General features: G+C 71.7%; 14 protein-coding genes. 2 read left to right on the top strand and 12 right to left on the bottom strand.

Features of this window, described 5'->3' with window-relative positions; all coding sequences use genetic code 11:
* Positions 1-37 precede the first annotated feature (37 nt).
* Positions 38-1,123 (bottom strand): Zn-dependent alcohol dehydrogenase, encoded by a 1,086-nt coding sequence (locus tag QWZ14_RS17975; RefSeq protein ID WP_290318168.1) that lies wholly within the window; start codon positions 1,121-1,123, stop codon positions 38-40.
* A gap of 85 nt (positions 1,124-1,208) precedes the next feature.
* Between QWZ14_RS17975 and QWZ14_RS17970 the strand changes: the two genes are divergently transcribed.
* The gene (locus QWZ14_RS17970; protein WP_290318167.1) at positions 1,209-2,003 is read left to right on the top strand and encodes an enoyl-CoA hydratase; all 795 of its coding nucleotides are present in this window, start codon (positions 1,209-1,211) and stop codon (positions 2,001-2,003) included.
* 9 nt (positions 2,004-2,012) lie between these two features.
* Here the strand turns inward: QWZ14_RS17970 and QWZ14_RS17965 are convergent, their stop codons facing one another.
* From QWZ14_RS17965 to QWZ14_RS17950, 4 genes are all read right to left on the bottom strand, one after another.
* Positions 2,013-2,384, bottom strand: a complete 372-nt coding sequence (locus tag QWZ14_RS17965) for a YybH family protein (RefSeq protein WP_290318166.1) — start codon at positions 2,382-2,384, stop codon at positions 2,013-2,015.
* A 63-nt stretch (positions 2,385-2,447) separates the two neighbouring features.
* Positions 2,448-4,034 (bottom strand): phosphoglycerate dehydrogenase, encoded by a 1,587-nt coding sequence (gene serA / locus QWZ14_RS17960; RefSeq protein ID WP_290318165.1) that lies wholly within the window; start codon positions 4,032-4,034, stop codon positions 2,448-2,450.
* A complete protein-coding gene (locus QWZ14_RS17955; protein WP_290318164.1) occupies positions 4,034-5,212 on the bottom strand; it encodes a phosphoserine transaminase in 1,179 nt (392 codons plus the stop codon). Before QWZ14_RS17955 ends, serA begins: the two co-directional genes overlap by 1 nt.
* An 81-nt stretch (positions 5,213-5,293) precedes the next feature.
* Positions 5,294-6,082, bottom strand: a complete 789-nt coding sequence (locus QWZ14_RS17950; protein ID WP_290318163.1) for a DUF1217 domain-containing protein — start codon at positions 6,080-6,082, stop codon at positions 5,294-5,296.
* 111 nt (positions 6,083-6,193) lie between these two features.
* Here QWZ14_RS17950 and QWZ14_RS17945 point away from each other — a divergent pair, with 111 nt between their 5' ends.
* Positions 6,194-7,213 (top strand): AI-2E family transporter, encoded by a 1,020-nt coding sequence (locus QWZ14_RS17945; protein ID WP_290318162.1) that lies wholly within the window; start codon positions 6,194-6,196, stop codon positions 7,211-7,213.
* Positions 7,214-7,228: 15 nt separating this feature from the next.
* Here QWZ14_RS17945 and QWZ14_RS17940 read toward each other — a convergent pair whose 3' ends face one another.
* The 7 genes from QWZ14_RS17940 to QWZ14_RS17910 form a co-directional block, all read right to left on the bottom strand.
* On the bottom strand, positions 7,229-8,116 hold the full coding sequence (locus tag QWZ14_RS17940; RefSeq protein ID WP_290318161.1) for a PhzF family phenazine biosynthesis protein: 888 nt from the start codon (positions 8,114-8,116) through the stop codon (positions 7,229-7,231).
* Positions 8,113-8,931, bottom strand: a complete 819-nt coding sequence (gene thiD, locus QWZ14_RS17935; protein WP_290318160.1) for a bifunctional hydroxymethylpyrimidine kinase/phosphomethylpyrimidine kinase — start codon at positions 8,929-8,931, stop codon at positions 8,113-8,115. Before thiD ends, QWZ14_RS17940 begins: the two co-directional genes overlap by 4 nt.
* The gene (gene glmM / locus QWZ14_RS17930; protein WP_290318159.1) at positions 8,928-10,292 is read right to left on the bottom strand and encodes a phosphoglucosamine mutase; all 1,365 of its coding nucleotides are present in this window, start codon (positions 10,290-10,292) and stop codon (positions 8,928-8,930) included. The genes thiD and glmM overlap by 4 nt, the downstream gene beginning before the upstream one ends.
* A 66-nt stretch (positions 10,293-10,358) precedes the next feature.
* Positions 10,359-11,363, bottom strand: a complete 1,005-nt coding sequence (gene folP / locus QWZ14_RS17925) for a dihydropteroate synthase (RefSeq protein WP_290318158.1) — start codon at positions 11,361-11,363, stop codon at positions 10,359-10,361.
* 11 nt (positions 11,364-11,374) lie between these two features.
* The gene (ftsH, locus tag QWZ14_RS17920; RefSeq protein WP_290318157.1) at positions 11,375-13,300 is read right to left on the bottom strand and encodes an ATP-dependent zinc metalloprotease FtsH; all 1,926 of its coding nucleotides are present in this window, start codon (positions 13,298-13,300) and stop codon (positions 11,375-11,377) included.
* A 48-nt stretch (positions 13,301-13,348) separates the two neighbouring features.
* The gene (gene tilS / locus QWZ14_RS17915; RefSeq protein ID WP_290318156.1) at positions 13,349-14,692 is read right to left on the bottom strand and encodes a tRNA lysidine(34) synthetase TilS; all 1,344 of its coding nucleotides are present in this window, start codon (positions 14,690-14,692) and stop codon (positions 13,349-13,351) included.
* A 26-nt stretch (positions 14,693-14,718) separates the two neighbouring features.
* On the bottom strand, positions 14,719-15,100 hold a 382-nt coding region (locus tag QWZ14_RS17910), incomplete at its 5' end, for a tetratricopeptide repeat protein (RefSeq protein ID WP_290318155.1).

Here is a 15,100-nt window from a genome sequence, read left to right as displayed (position 1 = left end):
CGATAAACCCGGGCCTAACGCCCCTGCCCTACCGCGGTCAGTCGAAGCGTATCAGCTGCCGCACCACCTCGCCGGTCTTCAGCCGGGCGAAGCCGGTATTGATCTCCTCCAGCGCCAGGGTGCCGGTGATCAGGTGATCCAGGTGCAGCCTTCCCTGCTGCCACAGCGCCAGCAGCCGCGGCATGTCGACCCGGAAGTGGTTGGAGCCCATGGACGAGCCCTGGATCTTCCGCTCCCGCAGGAAATCGGCGCCATGCAGCTCGATCTTCACGCCGAAGGGGATCATGCCGATGATGGTGGCGGTGCCGCCCGGCCGCAGCATGGCGAAGCTCTGCTCGGCGGTCGCCTTCAGCCCCAGCGCCTCGAAGCTGTACTGCACCCCGCCGCCGGTGAGCTCCTTCACCTGCGCCGCCACGTCGTCGTTGCCGGCCAGGATGGTATCGGTCGCCCCCATGATGCGGGCCAAGTCCAGCTTCGACTGCAGCCGGTCGACGGCGATGATGCGCGAGGCGCCGGCCAGCGCCGCGCCATTCACCGCCGAGAGCCCGACGCCGCCGCAGCCGATGACGGCGACGGTCGATCCCGCCTCGATCCTCGCGGTGTTGAAGACTGCGCCGACCCCGGTGATGACGCCGCAGCCGACCAGCGTTGCCCGGTCCAGCGGGATCTCGGGGTCGATCTTCACCAGGGCATTCTCGTGCACCAGCAGCTGCTCGGCGAAGGCCGAGAGATTGAGGAACTGGTGCATCGGCTGCCCGCCCTGCCAGGACAGGCGGCGGGACATGCCGGGGGTCATCTTCACCTCGGTGTTCTCGCAGAGCACGGTATGGCCCGTTGTGCATTGCGCGCAGGCGCCGCAGAAGACCGAAAGGCAGCCGATGACGTGGTCGCCCGGCTTCAGGTAGGTGACGTCGCTGCCCACGGCTTCCACCACCCCGGCCACCTCATGCCCCGGGACGGTCGGCAGAGGATGGGGATAGAGCCCCTCGATGAAATGCAGGTCGCTGTGGCAGAGCCCGGCGAAGGCGGTCCGCACCAGCACCTCCCGCGCCTTGGGCTTGGTCAGGTTGACGGTCTCGACGGTCAGCGGCTGGTTCACGGCGTGCAGGACGGCGGCCTTCATGGCGCTTTTCTCCCTCGGACGGGGGGAAGCCTAGCACGGCATCCCGGTGTAGCCTCCAGCCCACAAGGAAACCGGAGGAAACCGCATGGCGCCCGAATTGCTGCAGGAGACCGCCGATGGCGTGCTGCTGCTGACCATGAACCGGCCGGAGGCGCTGAACGCCCTCGGCGGCACCATGATGTGGGACCTGCTGAAGGCGCTGGGCGAGGCGGCGGTCGACCCGGCGATCGGCTGCGTGGTCCTCACCGGCGCCGGGCGCGGCTTCTCCGCCGGCGGCGACATGAAGGCCCGCGCCACCGGCGCCAAACCGCCGCCGGCGACCCCCGAAGCCGGGGCCGATGAGCTCCGCAGCCGCATGGAATGCTCCCGCCTGCTGCATGAGATGCCCAAACCCACCATCGCCATGCTGAACGGCGTCGCCGCCGGCGCCGGCATGTCCCTGGCGCTGGCCTGCGACATGCGCATCGCCGGCACCAGCGCGCGGATGACCACGGCCTTCGCCAACATGGGCTTCTCCGGCGACTTCGGCGGGCATTACTTCCTGGCACGGCTGCTCGGCCCGGCCAAGGCGCGGGAGCTCTACTTCACCAGCGCCAAGCTGGATTCGGCCCAGCTCGAGACGCTCGGCCTGGTGAACCGGCTGGTGCCGGATGCCGAGCTGCGGGCCGAGACGATGGCGCTGGCCAAGCAGCTGGGGCGCGGCCCGCGCGTCGCTTGGCGCTACATGAAGCGCAACATGAAGATTGCCGAGGAGGGCACGCTGGCCGAGGCGCTGGACGCCGAGGCCATCGGCATGATGCGCACGCGGGAGACCGCGGACCACCAGGAGGCGCTGCGGGCCTTCATGGAGAAGCGCCCGCCGGTCTTCCAGGGCAAGTAGGGCGCTGCTTCAGGCGTCCATGTTCCAGCAGTCGACGTCCCATTTCCAGGCACCGCCCTCCTGCTTCCAGAGGACGACGTACTTGCCCAGGGCGGGCGGCGTGCCGGGCGCGGTGAAGATCTCGGCCCGGCCGACTTCCATCGCCCGGTCGCCGTTCACCACCAGCTCCTGGCTATGCAGCTTCGCCCCGGTCACCCCGAGCGCGGCCGCGGTGCCCTTCCAGTAGTCGATGATCCCGGCCAGCCCGGTGATGGCGGGCACGCCAGGCGACAGCAGACGTGCCCCGGCGGTATAGACCCGGTCCAGGGCGGCGAAATCGCCCTGGCCGACCACCTCATGCTCGAAGATGCGGTTGGTTGCCGCGAATGCCTCGTTGGACATGCCTGCCTCCTGCCGGTAGGCGCAGCTTGCACCGGCCGGCGGGAGGCGCGCATCACGCCTGTGTCAGAAGCTCAGCGCAGTCGCCTGCACCACCAGCGGCAGCGCCCGGACCTCGGCCAGCACTGGCTCGGGCAGCGGCCCGTCCAGCGAGACGAGGCAGATGGCATCGCCGCCCTGGGCCGACCGCCCGAGGTGGAAGGTGGCGATGTTGATCCCGGCATTCGCCAGCGCCATGCCGAAGCGGCCGATGAAGCCGGGCTTGTCCTGGTTGGTGACGTAGAGCATGTGCGGCGCGAAATCGGCCTCGACCGGGATGCCCTTGATCTCGACCAGCCGCGGCTTGGCATCGCCCACCAGGGTGCCGGCGACGCTGCGGTCCTGCCGGTCGGTCACCACCGTCACGCGCAGCAGCGTGGCGTAGTCGCCACGCCGCTCGTGCACGGTCTCGGCCACCTCGATCCCCCGCTCCCGGGCGACGACCGGCGCATTGACCATGTTCACCGCCCCCATCAGGGGCGTCAGCACGCCGGCCAGCGCCGCCGCGCTCAGCGGCTTGCGGTTCAGCTCCGCCACATGGCCCTCGTACTCGACCCGGATGGCGGTGATGGCATCGCCCTGCGCCGCGGTGAGCTGCCCGGCCAGACCGCCCAGCAGCCGCGCAAGCTCCATGTAGGGCTTGAGGCGGGGGGCTTCCTCCGCCGTCACGCTCGGCATGTTGATGGCGTTGGAGACGGCGCCGGTCAGCAGGAAATCCGCCATCTGGTCGGCCACCTGCAGCGCCACGTTCTCCTGCGCCTCGGCCGTCGCGGCGCCGAGGTGCGGGGTGCAGACCACGTTCTCCAGCCCGAACAGCGGACTGTCGGTCGCCGGCTCGGTCTCGAAGACGTCGAGCGCGGCGCCGGCGACATGGCCGGACTTCAGCGCGTCGTACAGCGCCGCCTCATCCACCAGGCCGCCGCGGGCGCAGTTGATGATGCGCACCCCCTGCTTCAGCCGGGCGATGTTGCCGCGGCTGAGGATGTTGCGGGTCTGCTCGGTCAGCGGCGTATGCAGGGTGACGAAATCCGCCCGCTCCAGCAGCTCGTTCAACTCGACCTTCTCGACGCCGAGCTCGACCGCGCGCTTCTCCGACAGGAAGGGATCGAAGGCGACGACCTTCATGTGCAGCCCGACCGCACGATCGGCGACGATGGAGCCGATGTTGCCGCAGCCGATCAGCCCGAGCGTCTTGCCGAAGAGCTCGACGCCCATGAAGCGGTTCTTCTCCCACCTGCCGGCCTTGGTGGAGGCGCTGGCCTCCGGCAGCTGCCGGGCGAGGGCGAACATCATGGCGATGGCATGCTCGGCCGTGGTGATGGCATTGCCGTAGGGCGTGTTCATCACCACCACGCCACGCGCGGTCGCCGTCGTCACGTCGACGTTGTCGACGCCGATGCCGGCGCGTCCGACCACCTTGAGGTTCGGTGCGGCCTCCATCAGCTCGCGCGTCACCTTGGTCGCACTGCGGACCGCGAGGCCGTCATAGGGCGCGATGATGGCGCGGAGCTCGGCCGGGGACAGCCCCGGCTTGAAATCCACCTCGATGCCGCGCCGCTTGAAAATCTCGACCGAGGCGGGCGAGAGCTTGTCGGAAATCAGGACCTTCGGCATCACGCGGCCACCTTGCTGTACTCGTCCGCGACGCTTGCGAAGGCCCAGTCGAGCCAGGGCAGCAACGCCTCGATATCCGCGGTTTCGACCGTGGCGCCGCCCCAGATGCGCAGCCCCGGCGGGGCATCGCGGTAATTCGCCGCATCCAGCGCCACGCCCTCGCGGTCCAGCAGGGTCGCCAGCTTCTTCGCCGCCGCCGCCTGGGCGGTGGCATCCAGCGCGGTGAACCAGGGTGCGACGATCTTCAGGCAGATGGAGGTGCAGGAGCGGGTGGCCGGCACCTCGGCCAGGAAGTCGGCCCAGTCGCTGCGGGCGATCCAGCCGGCGATGGCGGCGAGGTTCGCCTCCGACCGCGCGACCAGCGCGCGCAGCCCGCCGATGCCCTCGGCCCAGAGCAGCCCGTCCAGCGCATCCTCGACCGCGAGCATGGAGGGGGTGTTGATCGTCTCCCCCTTGAAGATGCCCTCGTTCAGCTTGCCGTCCTTGGTCATGCGGAAGATTTTTGGGAGTGGCCAGGCGGGCTTGTGGGATTCCAGCCGGGCGACAGCGCGGGGCGACAGCGCCAGCATCCCATGCGCCGCCTCACCGCCCAGCACCTTCTGCCAGGACCAGGTCACCACATCGAGCTTGTCCCAGGGCAGTTCCATGGCGAAGGCGGCGCTGGTCGCGTCGCAGATCGTCAGCCCCTCGCGCTCCGCCGGGATCCAGTCGCCGCCGGCCAGACGCACGCCGCTGGTCGTGCCGTTCCAGACGAAGACCACGTCGCGTGCGAAATCCACGCTGGCGAGGTCCGGCAGCTGCCCGTAGGGCGCGCCGATGACCCGGGCATCCGGCAGCTTGAGCTGCTTGATGACATCCGTGCCCCAGTCCTTGGAGAAGCTCTCCCAGGCCAGCACGTCGACGCCGCGGGCACCGAGCAGCGACCACAGCGCCATCTCGACGGCGCCGGTGTCGGAGGCCGGGACGATGCCCAGGCGCCAGCCCGGCGGCATGCCGAGGACCATCTTGCTGCGCTCGACCACCTCGGCGAGGCGGGCCTTGGGGCCGGCGGCGCGATGGCTGCGGCCGAGATAGGCACCCGAGAGCGCATCCAGCGTCCAGCCGGGACGCTTGGCGCAGGGACCGGAGGAGAAACGGGGATTGGCCGGCCGCGTGGCCGGCGGGGTGGCGATCGCCATGGTTGCAGGCTCCCTTCCAGAAGCAGATGCGCCCCGGTGGGGGGGCGTGGCCCGCCGCAAGAGGTAGACCTGCCCGAAGCCTCAGGCAAGCAGGGAGAGGATCGAGCTGCCGCCGCTGCCGGTGGAGGAGCCGGCGGCGGCGATGACGTAGCGCTCGGCCAGCTGCTGCAGCTTCTTCGGGTCCTGCAGGTCGGTGAGCTTGAGGCGGCTGGTGACCGCCCGCGCCTGGGTCTCCACCGATTGCACGACCATCGCATTGGGCAGCCCCAGCGCCCCGGTCACTACCCGGCGCAGCACCGAATTGCCCAGGATATTGTATATGTTGGTCTCGCCCTTGGCGGTCTTCAGGAAATAGAGGGCGTCCGAGATGCCGGGGTTCGTCGCGTCCAGCCCGGTCTGGTACTGGTACTGCACGTAGCCATCGGTCAGCGTCTTCCGCAGCGCCGCGTTCTTCAGCCCGGCCAGCCCCTTGCTGTGCAGGTCCAGCGTCTTGGCGGCAGCGGTGAAGCGGGGATCGAGGCTGGCGAGCAGGCCCTTGGGGTCGGCAGGGTCGGCCAGCAGCGCCTTCTGCACCAGGCCCGGATAGGCCATCTGGTCCGACAGCCCGAGCCCCGGCAGCAACACCGCCAGCACCCGCGGGTCTTGCAGGGCGGATTTCACATCCTTGGCCCTGGCGATCGCCTGGTCGAACTGCTTCAGGGCGGTGATCGTCACCGGGTCCTTCCGCTCCCGCGCGATGCCCTTCTCGGTTGCGCCCTTCGCCTGCGCCAGCTTCAGGGCGAGCAGGCCCGAGGCCGCATCCGCGGCGCCGGCGCTGCTGCCGGCCGAGCCGCCAAAAAGGTTGGACACAAGCTCCGCGGTGATGCGCATGGGATCCCCCTGCCGCGGCAGCATCACCACGACTGGGTTAATATCCGCTTATCCCGGTGGCCAAACGAGATCACCCCGCAACCGATCCGGCGCCCGGATGTTCCCGCCCGCATGTCCAAGTCCCAGACCTCCGTCCTCATCCTGCTCGGCGTCCTGCTGGTCCTGTTCTGGCTGACGCCGGAGGTGCCGCTGCTCGGCTTCGCCGCCATCCTGCTGGCCCTGGCGCTGCGGGCGGGCGCGGATCCGCTGGCCCGGCGCACCGGCCTGCCGCCCTGGGGCGCGGTGCTGGTAGTGGCCCTGCTGCTGCTGCTGGCGATCGGCCTGGCCGGCTGGGCCGCGGCCGGTCCCCTGACGCTGCAGGCCCAGCAGCTGGCCAAGGACCTGCCGCGCAGCCTCGAGACTCTGCGGGGCAACCTGGAAGGGACCGGCTGGGGCGAATGGCTGCTGCGCCAGGCCGATCCGGGCCGGCTGATGGGCAGCGGCGGCGCGGAGAATGCCGCCGCGGCGGCGGCCTCGGCCGCCGGCAGCACGCTCGGCGGCCTGGGCAACGCGGTGCTGGTGATCCTGCTGGCGCTCTATCTCGCCACATCGCCGGAGCAGTACCTGCGCGGCCTCCGCCACCTCTTCGCCCCGCCGATCGATGGCCGCGTCCGCGACACCTTCGACGAACTGGGCCATACCCTGCGGGGCTGGCTGCTCGGCCAGGGCTTCGGCATGCTCGTCGCCGGCATCCTGACCTGGATCGGCTTCATGCTGATCGGCCTGCCGCTGGCCGGGTTGCTGGCGACGATCATCGGCCTGCTGAATTTCATCCCCGTCATCGGCCCGCTCATCGGCGCGGTGCCGGCGGTGCTGCTGGCGCTGACGCAGTCGCCGACGATGGCCCTCTGGGTCATCGCGGTGGTGGTGCTGGTGCAGAACGTCGAGGGGAATTTCCTTACCCCGATGGTCCAGAGCCACACCGCCGACCTGCCGCCGGCCCTGCTGCTGGTCACCCAGGTGCTGACCGGCGCGTTGTTCGGCCTGCTCGGCGTGGCGCTGGCCGCGCCGCTGTCGGCGCTGGGCATGGTGCTGGTGCGCCGCGGCTATGTGGAGGGTTGGCTGGGCCGGCCGCCGCAGCAGGACGACTGATCCCGCCGCCCGCCCTCACCCGAGCATGGCCTCGCCCCGCAGCACCGGCACGCAGCCGCCGCCGACGGTGGCGCGGATGCCGCCCTCGGTGCGCCGCGCCGCCGCCCGCAGCAGGCTCGGGCGGCCCATCTCCACGCCCTGGACGATGTCGATCGCGCTGGAGTCCTCGCCGCCCAGGTGGAGCAGGAAGCCGGCCAGCGGCGTCGCCGCGCTGCCGGTGGCCGCATCCTCCCAGGTGCCGCTCAGCGGCGAGAACATCCGCGCCCGGAGCCCCGCCCCCTCCCGCCGGTAGAGATAGAGCGAGAGCTGGCCGCCGAGCTCGGCATGCGCCGCCACCGTCCGGCGGAAGCCGGCGATATCCGGCCCCGCCGCGGCCATCGCCTCCGGCGTCACCTCGACCAGCAGCCGCCAGCTGCCGCCATCCGCCGCGAGGGTCGGGGCATGGCGCGCGGTGATGATCCCCGCCGGGTCGATCCCGGCACAGGCCGCCGCCAGCGGCACCGGCAATTCCCCGCCCAGCGTCAGCGCCTGCGGTGCCGAGATGGTGGTGCCGGTCAGCGTCCCGGCGGCATCGCGCTCGACCCGCACCTCGACCAGCCCCGCGATCTCCTCGAAGCGCAGCACGCCGTCCACGGCCCGGTCGGCCAGCACGTAGCCGGTGCCGACATTGGGGTGGCCGGCGAAGGGCATCTCGGCAGTGCGGTGGAAGATGCGGACCCGGGCGGTATTGGCCGGGTCGGTCGGCGGCAGCACGAAGGTCGTCTCGCTCAGATTGAACTCGGCGGCCAGCGACTGCATCTCGGCATCGCTCAGCCCCCGCGCATCGGGGAAGACGGCCAGCTGGTTGCCGCCGAAGCGCCGGTCGGTGAAGACATCGACCGTGACGAAGGGATAGGTCCTCACCGCAGGGCCTCCAGGCGCGCAGGGTCGATCGTCACGCCATGCCCGAGCGGCCCATGCCCCTGCCCGAGACCCGGCGCCGCCAGGATGGCCGCCCGCACATAGGCCCGGGCCCGCGCCACCGCATCCGGCAGCGCCATCCCCTGCGCCAGGCCGGCGGCCACCGCGCTGGCCAGGGTGCAGCCGGTGCCATGGGTATGGCGGCTGTCGATCTTCGGGCTTTCGTAGCGGACCACCCCCGCGGCGGTGCCGAGCAGGTCCACCACGACGGGCCCTTCCAGGTGCCCGCCCTTCAGCAGCACCGCGGTCACCCCCATCGCCAGCAGCGCCGCGACGGCCCGGTGCATCGCCGGCTCATCGGCGATGGCGAGGCCGGTGAGGACCTCCGCCTCCGGCAGGTTCGGGGTGATGACGGCGGCCAGCGGCAGCAGCCGGCGCTTCAAGGCCTCCACCGCATCCGGCCGCAGCAGCGCATGGCCGCCCTTGGCGACCATCACCGGGTCGGCCACCAGCGGCACGCCGGGCGCCTCGGCCGCGATCTCGTCGCAGACCGCCTCGATGGTGGCGCTGTCGTGCAGCATGCCGGTCTTCAGCGCATCGGCGCCGATATCGCGCAGCACCACCCGCATCTGCTGGCGGATGAAATCGGTCGGGATGGGCAGCACCCCATGGACCCCTTGGGTATCCTGCGCCGTCAGCGCGGTGATCGCCGTCGCGGCATAGCCGCCGAGTGCCGTCACCGCCTTGAGGTCCGCCTGGATGCCGGCGCCGCCGCCGGAATCGGAGCCGGCGATGATCAGGACCCGGCCGATGCTCATGCCGGCACCTTCGCCCGGGCGCGGATCGCCTCGGCCAGGGCCTCGACCGTCGCATCCACCATGGCCTCGTCCTCGCCTTCCGCCATGACCCGGATCAGCGGCTCCGTCCCGCTCGCCCGGATCAGGATCCGGCCACGGTCGCCAAGCTTCTCCTCGAAGGCGGCGATCTCCTTCTGCACCGCCTCGTGCTTCAGCGGCGAGGCGCCGGCGAAGCGGACATTGACCAGCCGCTGCGGCAACGGGGTGAAGCGGCGGCAGACCTCGCTGGCCGGCCGGCTTTCCTGCACCAGCACGGACAGCACCTGCAGCGCGGCGATCAGCCCGTCCCCGGTGGTGCCGAAATCGGTCATGATCATGTGGCCCGACTGCTCGCCGCCGAGGTTGCAGCCGACCTCCCGCATCTTCTCGCCGACGTAGCGGTCGCCGACAGCGGTGCGCAGCAGGCCGAGCCCGAGCCCCTTCAGGTAGCGCTCCAGCCCCATGTTGGACATGACGGTGGCGACGACGGCCCCGCCCCGCAGCCGGCCCTCGCCATGCCAGGAGGCGGCGATGAGCGCCAGGATCTGGTCACCGTCGATGATGGTCCCGGCTTCGTCCACCAGCACCAGCCGGTCGGCATCGCCGTCGAGGGCGATGCCGATATCGGCCCGGCGTTCCCGCACCAGCGCGGCCAGCTCCGCCGGGGCGGTGGAGCCGACGCCCTTGTTGATGTTGAAGCCATCCGGCGCGACGCCGATCGAGACGACCTCGGCCCCCAGCTCCCACAGCACCGTCGGCGCCACGCGATAGGCGGCGCCATGGGCGCAGTCGACCACCACCCGCAGGCCCTCGAGCGTCAGCTTGCGGGGGAAGCTCTGCTTGGCCGCCTCGATGTAGCGGCCGGGCGCGTCGTCCAGCCGACTGGCCCGGCCGAGCCGGGAGGGCGCCACATGCGCCGCGGCGAGGTCGCCGGCCATCAGCGCCTCGATGTCCCGCTCCTGGCTGTCCGACAGCTTCAGCCCGTCCGGGCCGAACAGCTTGATGCCGTTGTCCTCGTAGGGATTGTGCGAGGCGCTGACCATGACCCCGAGGTCGGCCCGCAGGCTGCGGGTCAGCAGGGCGATGGCCGGCGTCGGCATCGGCCCGACCAGCACCACGTCCATCCCGGCACCGACGAAGCCCGCGGTCAGCGCCGGCTCCAGCATGTAGCCCGACAGCCTAGTGTCCTTGCCGATCACCACCCGGTGCCGATGGGTGCCGCGGTTGAAGTAGCGCCCGGCCGCCTGGCCGAGCCGCAGCGCGGTGGCGGCATCCATCGGCGCCCGGTTGGCGGTGCCGCGGATGCCATCGGTGCCGAAGAGGCGACGGGTCGTCTGGGTCATGGGGATCGCGCCGGAGAGTGTGGCCCTAGGGATTAGCGCCCGCCGGGCGGCCGGTCCATCAGCCTGTCACGCCGGAAGGCCACCCTGCACGCAGGCCTGCCAAACCCGCAGGGACTGTATCGTTTCTGCAACATCATGGGCCCGAATGATGTGGGCGCCGCGGTTGGCGCCGGCCAGGGCGATGGCGAGGCTGGGCGGCATCCGCTGGCCCGCCTCCGGCACCCCGGCGATGCGCCCGAGGAAGCCCTTGCGCGAAGCGCCGAGCAAGATGGTGCAGCCGAGCCCCGCCAGCAGCGGCAGGCGGTCGACCAGCTCCAGGTTCTCGGCCAGCGTCTTGCCGAAGCCGATGCCGGGATCCACCGCGATCCGTTCGGCGGGGATGCCGGCGGCCCGCAGCGCTGCCAGGCGCTCGGCCAGGAACTCGAGCACGGCCAGGCCGGCATCGGGATAGCCGGCGTGCTGCTGCATGGTGCGCGGGTCGGTCGTCGGCATGTGCATGATGACCACCGGCACCCCGGCTTCGGCCACCAGCCGCAGCGCCGCCGGGTCATGGCGCAGGCTGGTCACATCGTTGACGATGCGTGCCCCGGCGGCCAGCGTCGCGGCCATGGTCGCGGCATGCCGGGTATCGATCGAGACCGGGGCGATGGCGGCCAGGGCCCGGACGACTGGCACCACCCGGCCGATCTCCTCCTCCGGCGCCACCGGCGCCGCGCCAGGCCGGGTCGATTCGCCGCCGATGTCGAGGATGTCGGCCCCCGCCGCCCGCATCGCCACGCCCTGGGAGATGGCGCGATCCTGGTCCGCCGCCAGCCCATCGCCGGAGAAGCTGTCCGGCGTGACGTTGACAATGCCCATGAGCAGCGGCCGGCCCAGATCGGGCAGCCCGGCAAAGGGCGGCGGCCGCCGGGTCAAGGTGCCGCGCCAGGGCTCCGGCACCTGCTCGGCCGGGATGATCCGGCCGCGGTGCCGTGCCTGCAGGAAGCGCACCTGGCCGCCCTGCAGGGGCAGCCCCAAACGGGAAGCCGCCGGGCCTGTCACCAGACCCAGCGGCTCGATCCACTCCGTCATGCGCGGAGGGGTCAGGTCCCCGGCGCGGGCGCCGGGTTGAGGCCACCGGGGCTCGGCCGCGACGGCCGGCCGCTGGTCGGCACGCTGCCGCGGCCCTGCGGCACCGGCTCGTCCGGCCGGTCGCGGATGATCGGCTCGCCCCGGATGATCAGCTTGATCTCGTCGCCGCTGATCGTCTCGTGCTCCAGCAGGCCCTTGGCCAGCAGGTGCAGCTCGTCGATGTTCTCCGACAGCAGCTGCTTCGCCTTGGCATAGGCCTCGTCGATGATGCGGCGGATCTCGCCGTCGATCTGCCGCGCCGTCTCCTCGGACAGGTTCTTCGACTGGGTGACGCTATGGCCCAGGAAGACTTCCTGGCTGTTCTCGCCATAGGCGATCATGCCCAGCTTCTCGGACATGCCCCATTCGGTGACCATCATCCGGGTCTGGTTGGTCGCCATCTTGATGTCGCCCGAGGCGCCGTTGGAGACCTTGTCGGGTCCGAAGATCAGCTCCTCGGCGACGCGGCCGCCCATGGCCATGGCGAGTTCCGACAGCAGCTTCGACTTGTGCTTGGAGTAGCGGTCGCCTTCGGGCAGCGACATCACCAGGCCCAGGGCACGGCCGCGCGGGATGATGGTCGCCTTATGGACTGGGTCGCATTCCGGCAGCTTCATCGCGCAGAGGGCATGGCCCGCCTCGTGATAGGCGGTCATCCGCTTCTCGTCGTCGGACATGACCAGCGACCGGCGCTCGGCGCCCATCATGACCTTGTCCTTGGCCGCCTCGAACTCGTGCATGCCGACGGTGCGGCGGCCGGTGCGGGCCGCGAGCAACGCCGCCTCGTTCACCAGGTTGGCCAAGTCGGCGCCGGAGAAGCCGGGGGTGCCGCGGGCGATCACCTTCGGGTCGACGTCGGAGGCCAGCGGCACCTTCCGCATGTGGACGCGGAGGATCTTCTCCCGGCCCAGCACGTCGGGGTTCGGCACCACCACTTGGCGGTCGAAGCGGCCGGGGCGCAGCAGCGCCGGGTCCAGCACGTCCGGCCGGTTGGTCGCGGCGATGATGATCACGCCCTCGTTCGATTCGAAGCCGTCCATCTCGACCAGCATCTGGTTGAGGGTCTGCTCCCGCTCGTCGTTGCCGCCGCCGAGGCCGGCGCCGCGATGCCGGCCGACCGCGTCGATCTCGTCGATGAAGATGATGCAGGGGGCGTTCTTCTTGCCCTGCTCGAACATGTCACGCACCCGGCTGGCGCCGACGCCGACGAACATCTCGACGAAGTCGGAGCCAGAGATGGTGAAGAAGGGCACGTTCGCCTCGCCGGCGATGGAGCGCGCAAGCAGGGTCTTGCCGGTGCCCGGCGGGCCGACCAGCAGGCAGCCCTTCGGGATCTTGCCGCCGAGGCGCTGGAACTTCTGCGGGTCGCGCAGGAATTCCACGATCTCCTCGAGCTCGGACTTGGCCTCCTCGATCCCGGCCACGTCCTCGAAGGTGATGCGGCCCTGCTTCTCGGTCAGCAGCTTGGCCTTGGACTTGCCGAAGCCCATGGCCCGGCCGCCGCCCGACTGCATCTGCCGCATGAAGAAGACCCAGACGCCGATCAGCAGCAGCATCGGGAACCAGCTGAGCAGGTAGTGCAGCAGCGGGTTGACGTCGGATTCCTCCGGCCGGGCGACGACGCGCACGCCCTTCTCGGTCAGCCGGCCCACCAGGTTCGGGTCATCCGGGGTATAGCTCTGGAAGGTCCGGCCATCGGTCAGGGTGCCGGTGACGGTCTTGCCCTGGATGACGACGTCGCGCACGTGCCCGGCGCCGACCTCGTTCAGGAATTCGGAATAGGCGACCTGCTGGGCCCCCCGTTGCCCCGTGGTGCCGGGCTGGAACAGGTTGAACAGCGCCACCAACAGCAGGGCCACAATGACCCAGAGCGCCAAATTGCGGCCGAAATTGTTCACCGATGCTTATCCTGTTCCCGCCACGGCCCCCTACCGGACCATGGTGCCTCAGGCACGACGTCCTGAGGCCAGCATTCCGTAAGATAGGGACGCTGACCCCGGCCGTGAATGCCCCCGATGCTTCGTGACCGTGCTGTCGGTGGAATTGCGTTCCAGGACCGCATCCCCGGCCGGGGCGAACACTGTTTTGAAGGCCGCGCAGCGCTCGCCCCCAGGATAATCCAGACCAGGCACCGCCACCAGCACGCCATTGCATCGGATCGACGGCATCATCGCGAGGACCGCCGCCGGGAGCCCTGGCGCCCGGTGGCGCAGCCGGGCGGCCTCGGCCGGACCCAGTGCCGCCACCTCATGCCCCGGTGCCCCCTCCCCCAGCAGCCGGAAGCGGTTGTCCCAGCGGGCGCCGCGGGCGGCCGGCACCGCCGGGCCCGGCTGCCCGGGCTCGCGCAGCAGCAGCCAGCCGCCGCGGCCGGGCCGCAGCCAGACGCCGGCCAGGGTGCCGGCACCGCGCCGGCGCAGCGCCGCCACCGCCCCGCGCGGCGGCGCGAAGCCACTGCCGCCCACCGCCCGCAGCAGCGCGGCCAGGACCGCAACGGCGACCGCATCCTCGCCCAGCGCCTCCGGGTCCAGCTCGGCGAAGCCCTCCAGCCGCAGCACGGCGCATCCGGCCAGCCGATGCGCCATCGCCCCGGCCAGGCGGGCGCGGCGGCAGGCGAAGGCGGCGGCGGCCTCGGCCAGGGCGGCGGTGGCGGCTCCGGTGCCGCCCGGCTCGGCCAGGGCCTCGCGCAGCCGGGCCCGGGCGAAGCGCCGGTCGGCATTGCTCGGATCCCGCACCGGTCGCAGGCCCGCTGCGGCAACCACGGCTTCCAGCCGGGCCGGCGGCACCGCCAGCAACGGCCGCAACACCAGCGCGGCCCGGGCGACCCGCAGCGGCGCCATGGCCGCCAGACCCGTCGCGCCGCTGCCACGCAGCGCCCGGAACAGCACGGTCTCCGCCTGGTCGGCGCGCTGATGGCCGAGCAGGAGCCAGGGAATGCCTTCCTCCGCACAGGCCGCCAGCAGCGCGGCATGCCGCGCCGCCCGGGCCCGGTCCTGCAGCCCCGGTCCGCCGTCGAGGCCCAGCCGCAGCACCCGCACCGCGATCCCCAGCCCGGCCAGCTGCGCCGCCACGCCCGCGGCTTCGGCATCGCTGCCCGGCCGCAGCCCATGGTCCGCCACCAGGGCCAGCAGGCGGCCGCCCCGGGCCCGCGCCCAGGCGGCGGCCAGCAGGGCAAGGGCGAGGCTGTCCGGTCCGCCGGAGACACCGGCCGCCAACCCGGGCGCCGGACCGAAGGGCCCCAGCGGCGCCATCGACGCCGCGAATTCCGCCTCGCTCAGCGGCGCCGCCGGCACCGCGTCCCGGACCCCGCCGGCTGGCGTCAGCGGCAGCCGGCGCGGCGCCGGCTCTCGGCCGAGCGCTCCGCCAGGGCCCCGCGCAGGTTGGGGAAGTTGCTGCGGAGGTCGTCCAGCGTCTCGCAGGCCTCCCGCTTGTTGTTGAGGCTGGTGAAGGCGCCCGCCAGGCCCAGCAGGGCTTCCGGCGCCCGCGGCCCGGTGCGGCCCCGGGTATAGGCATCATTGTAGGCCAGCGCCGCGCCGGCATAGTCGCGCTTGCCCGCCAGCGCCTCGCCGAGCAGCAGCTGGGCATCGGTGGCGCGGGGCGTCCCGCGCACGGTCAGCAGCTTGCGGGCGGCGCCCTCGGCCGCCGGGTAGTCGCGCCGGGCGAGGGCCGCCTGCCCATCGGCGATCGCGCGTTCCGGCGGG

It is taken from the genome of Paeniroseomonas aquatica, assembly GCF_030409335.1.
GTDB lineage: Bacteria > Pseudomonadota > Alphaproteobacteria > Acetobacterales > Acetobacteraceae > Belnapia > Belnapia aquatica.
Note: the sequence above shows the minus strand (reverse complement) of the source record. Positions and strands in the feature narration are given on the sequence as shown.

What these genes read in the sequence shown, in the direction of transcription:
- QWZ14_RS17975 (WP_290318168.1), bottom strand. Translation starts at nt 1,123, where the DNA reads ATGAAGGCCGCCGTCCTGCACGCCGTGAACCAGCCGCTGACCGTCGAG.
- QWZ14_RS17970 (WP_290318167.1), top strand. Translation starts at nt 1,209, where the DNA reads ATGGCGCCCGAATTGCTGCAGGAGACCGCCGATGGCGTGCTGCTGCTG.
- QWZ14_RS17965 (WP_290318166.1), bottom strand. Translation starts at nt 2,384, where the DNA reads ATGTCCAACGAGGCATTCGCGGCAACCAACCGCATCTTCGAGCATGAG.
- serA (WP_290318165.1), bottom strand. Translation starts at nt 4,034, where the DNA reads ATGCCGAAGGTCCTGATTTCCGACAAGCTCTCGCCCGCCTCGGTCGAG.
- QWZ14_RS17955 (WP_290318164.1), bottom strand. Translation starts at nt 5,212, where the DNA reads ATGGCGATCGCCACCCCGCCGGCCACGCGGCCGGCCAATCCCCGTTTC.
- QWZ14_RS17950 (WP_290318163.1), bottom strand. Translation starts at nt 6,082, where the DNA reads ATGCGCATCACCGCGGAGCTTGTGTCCAACCTTTTTGGCGGCTCGGCC.
- QWZ14_RS17945 (WP_290318162.1), top strand. Translation starts at nt 6,194, where the DNA reads ATGTCCAAGTCCCAGACCTCCGTCCTCATCCTGCTCGGCGTCCTGCTG.
- thiD (WP_290318160.1), bottom strand. Translation starts at nt 8,931, where the DNA reads ATGAGCATCGGCCGGGTCCTGATCATCGCCGGCTCCGATTCCGGCGGC.
- glmM (WP_290318159.1), bottom strand. Translation starts at nt 10,292, where the DNA reads ATGACCCAGACGACCCGTCGCCTCTTCGGCACCGATGGCATCCGCGGC.
- folP (WP_290318158.1), bottom strand. Translation starts at nt 11,363, where the DNA reads ATGACGGAGTGGATCGAGCCGCTGGGTCTGGTGACAGGCCCGGCGGCT.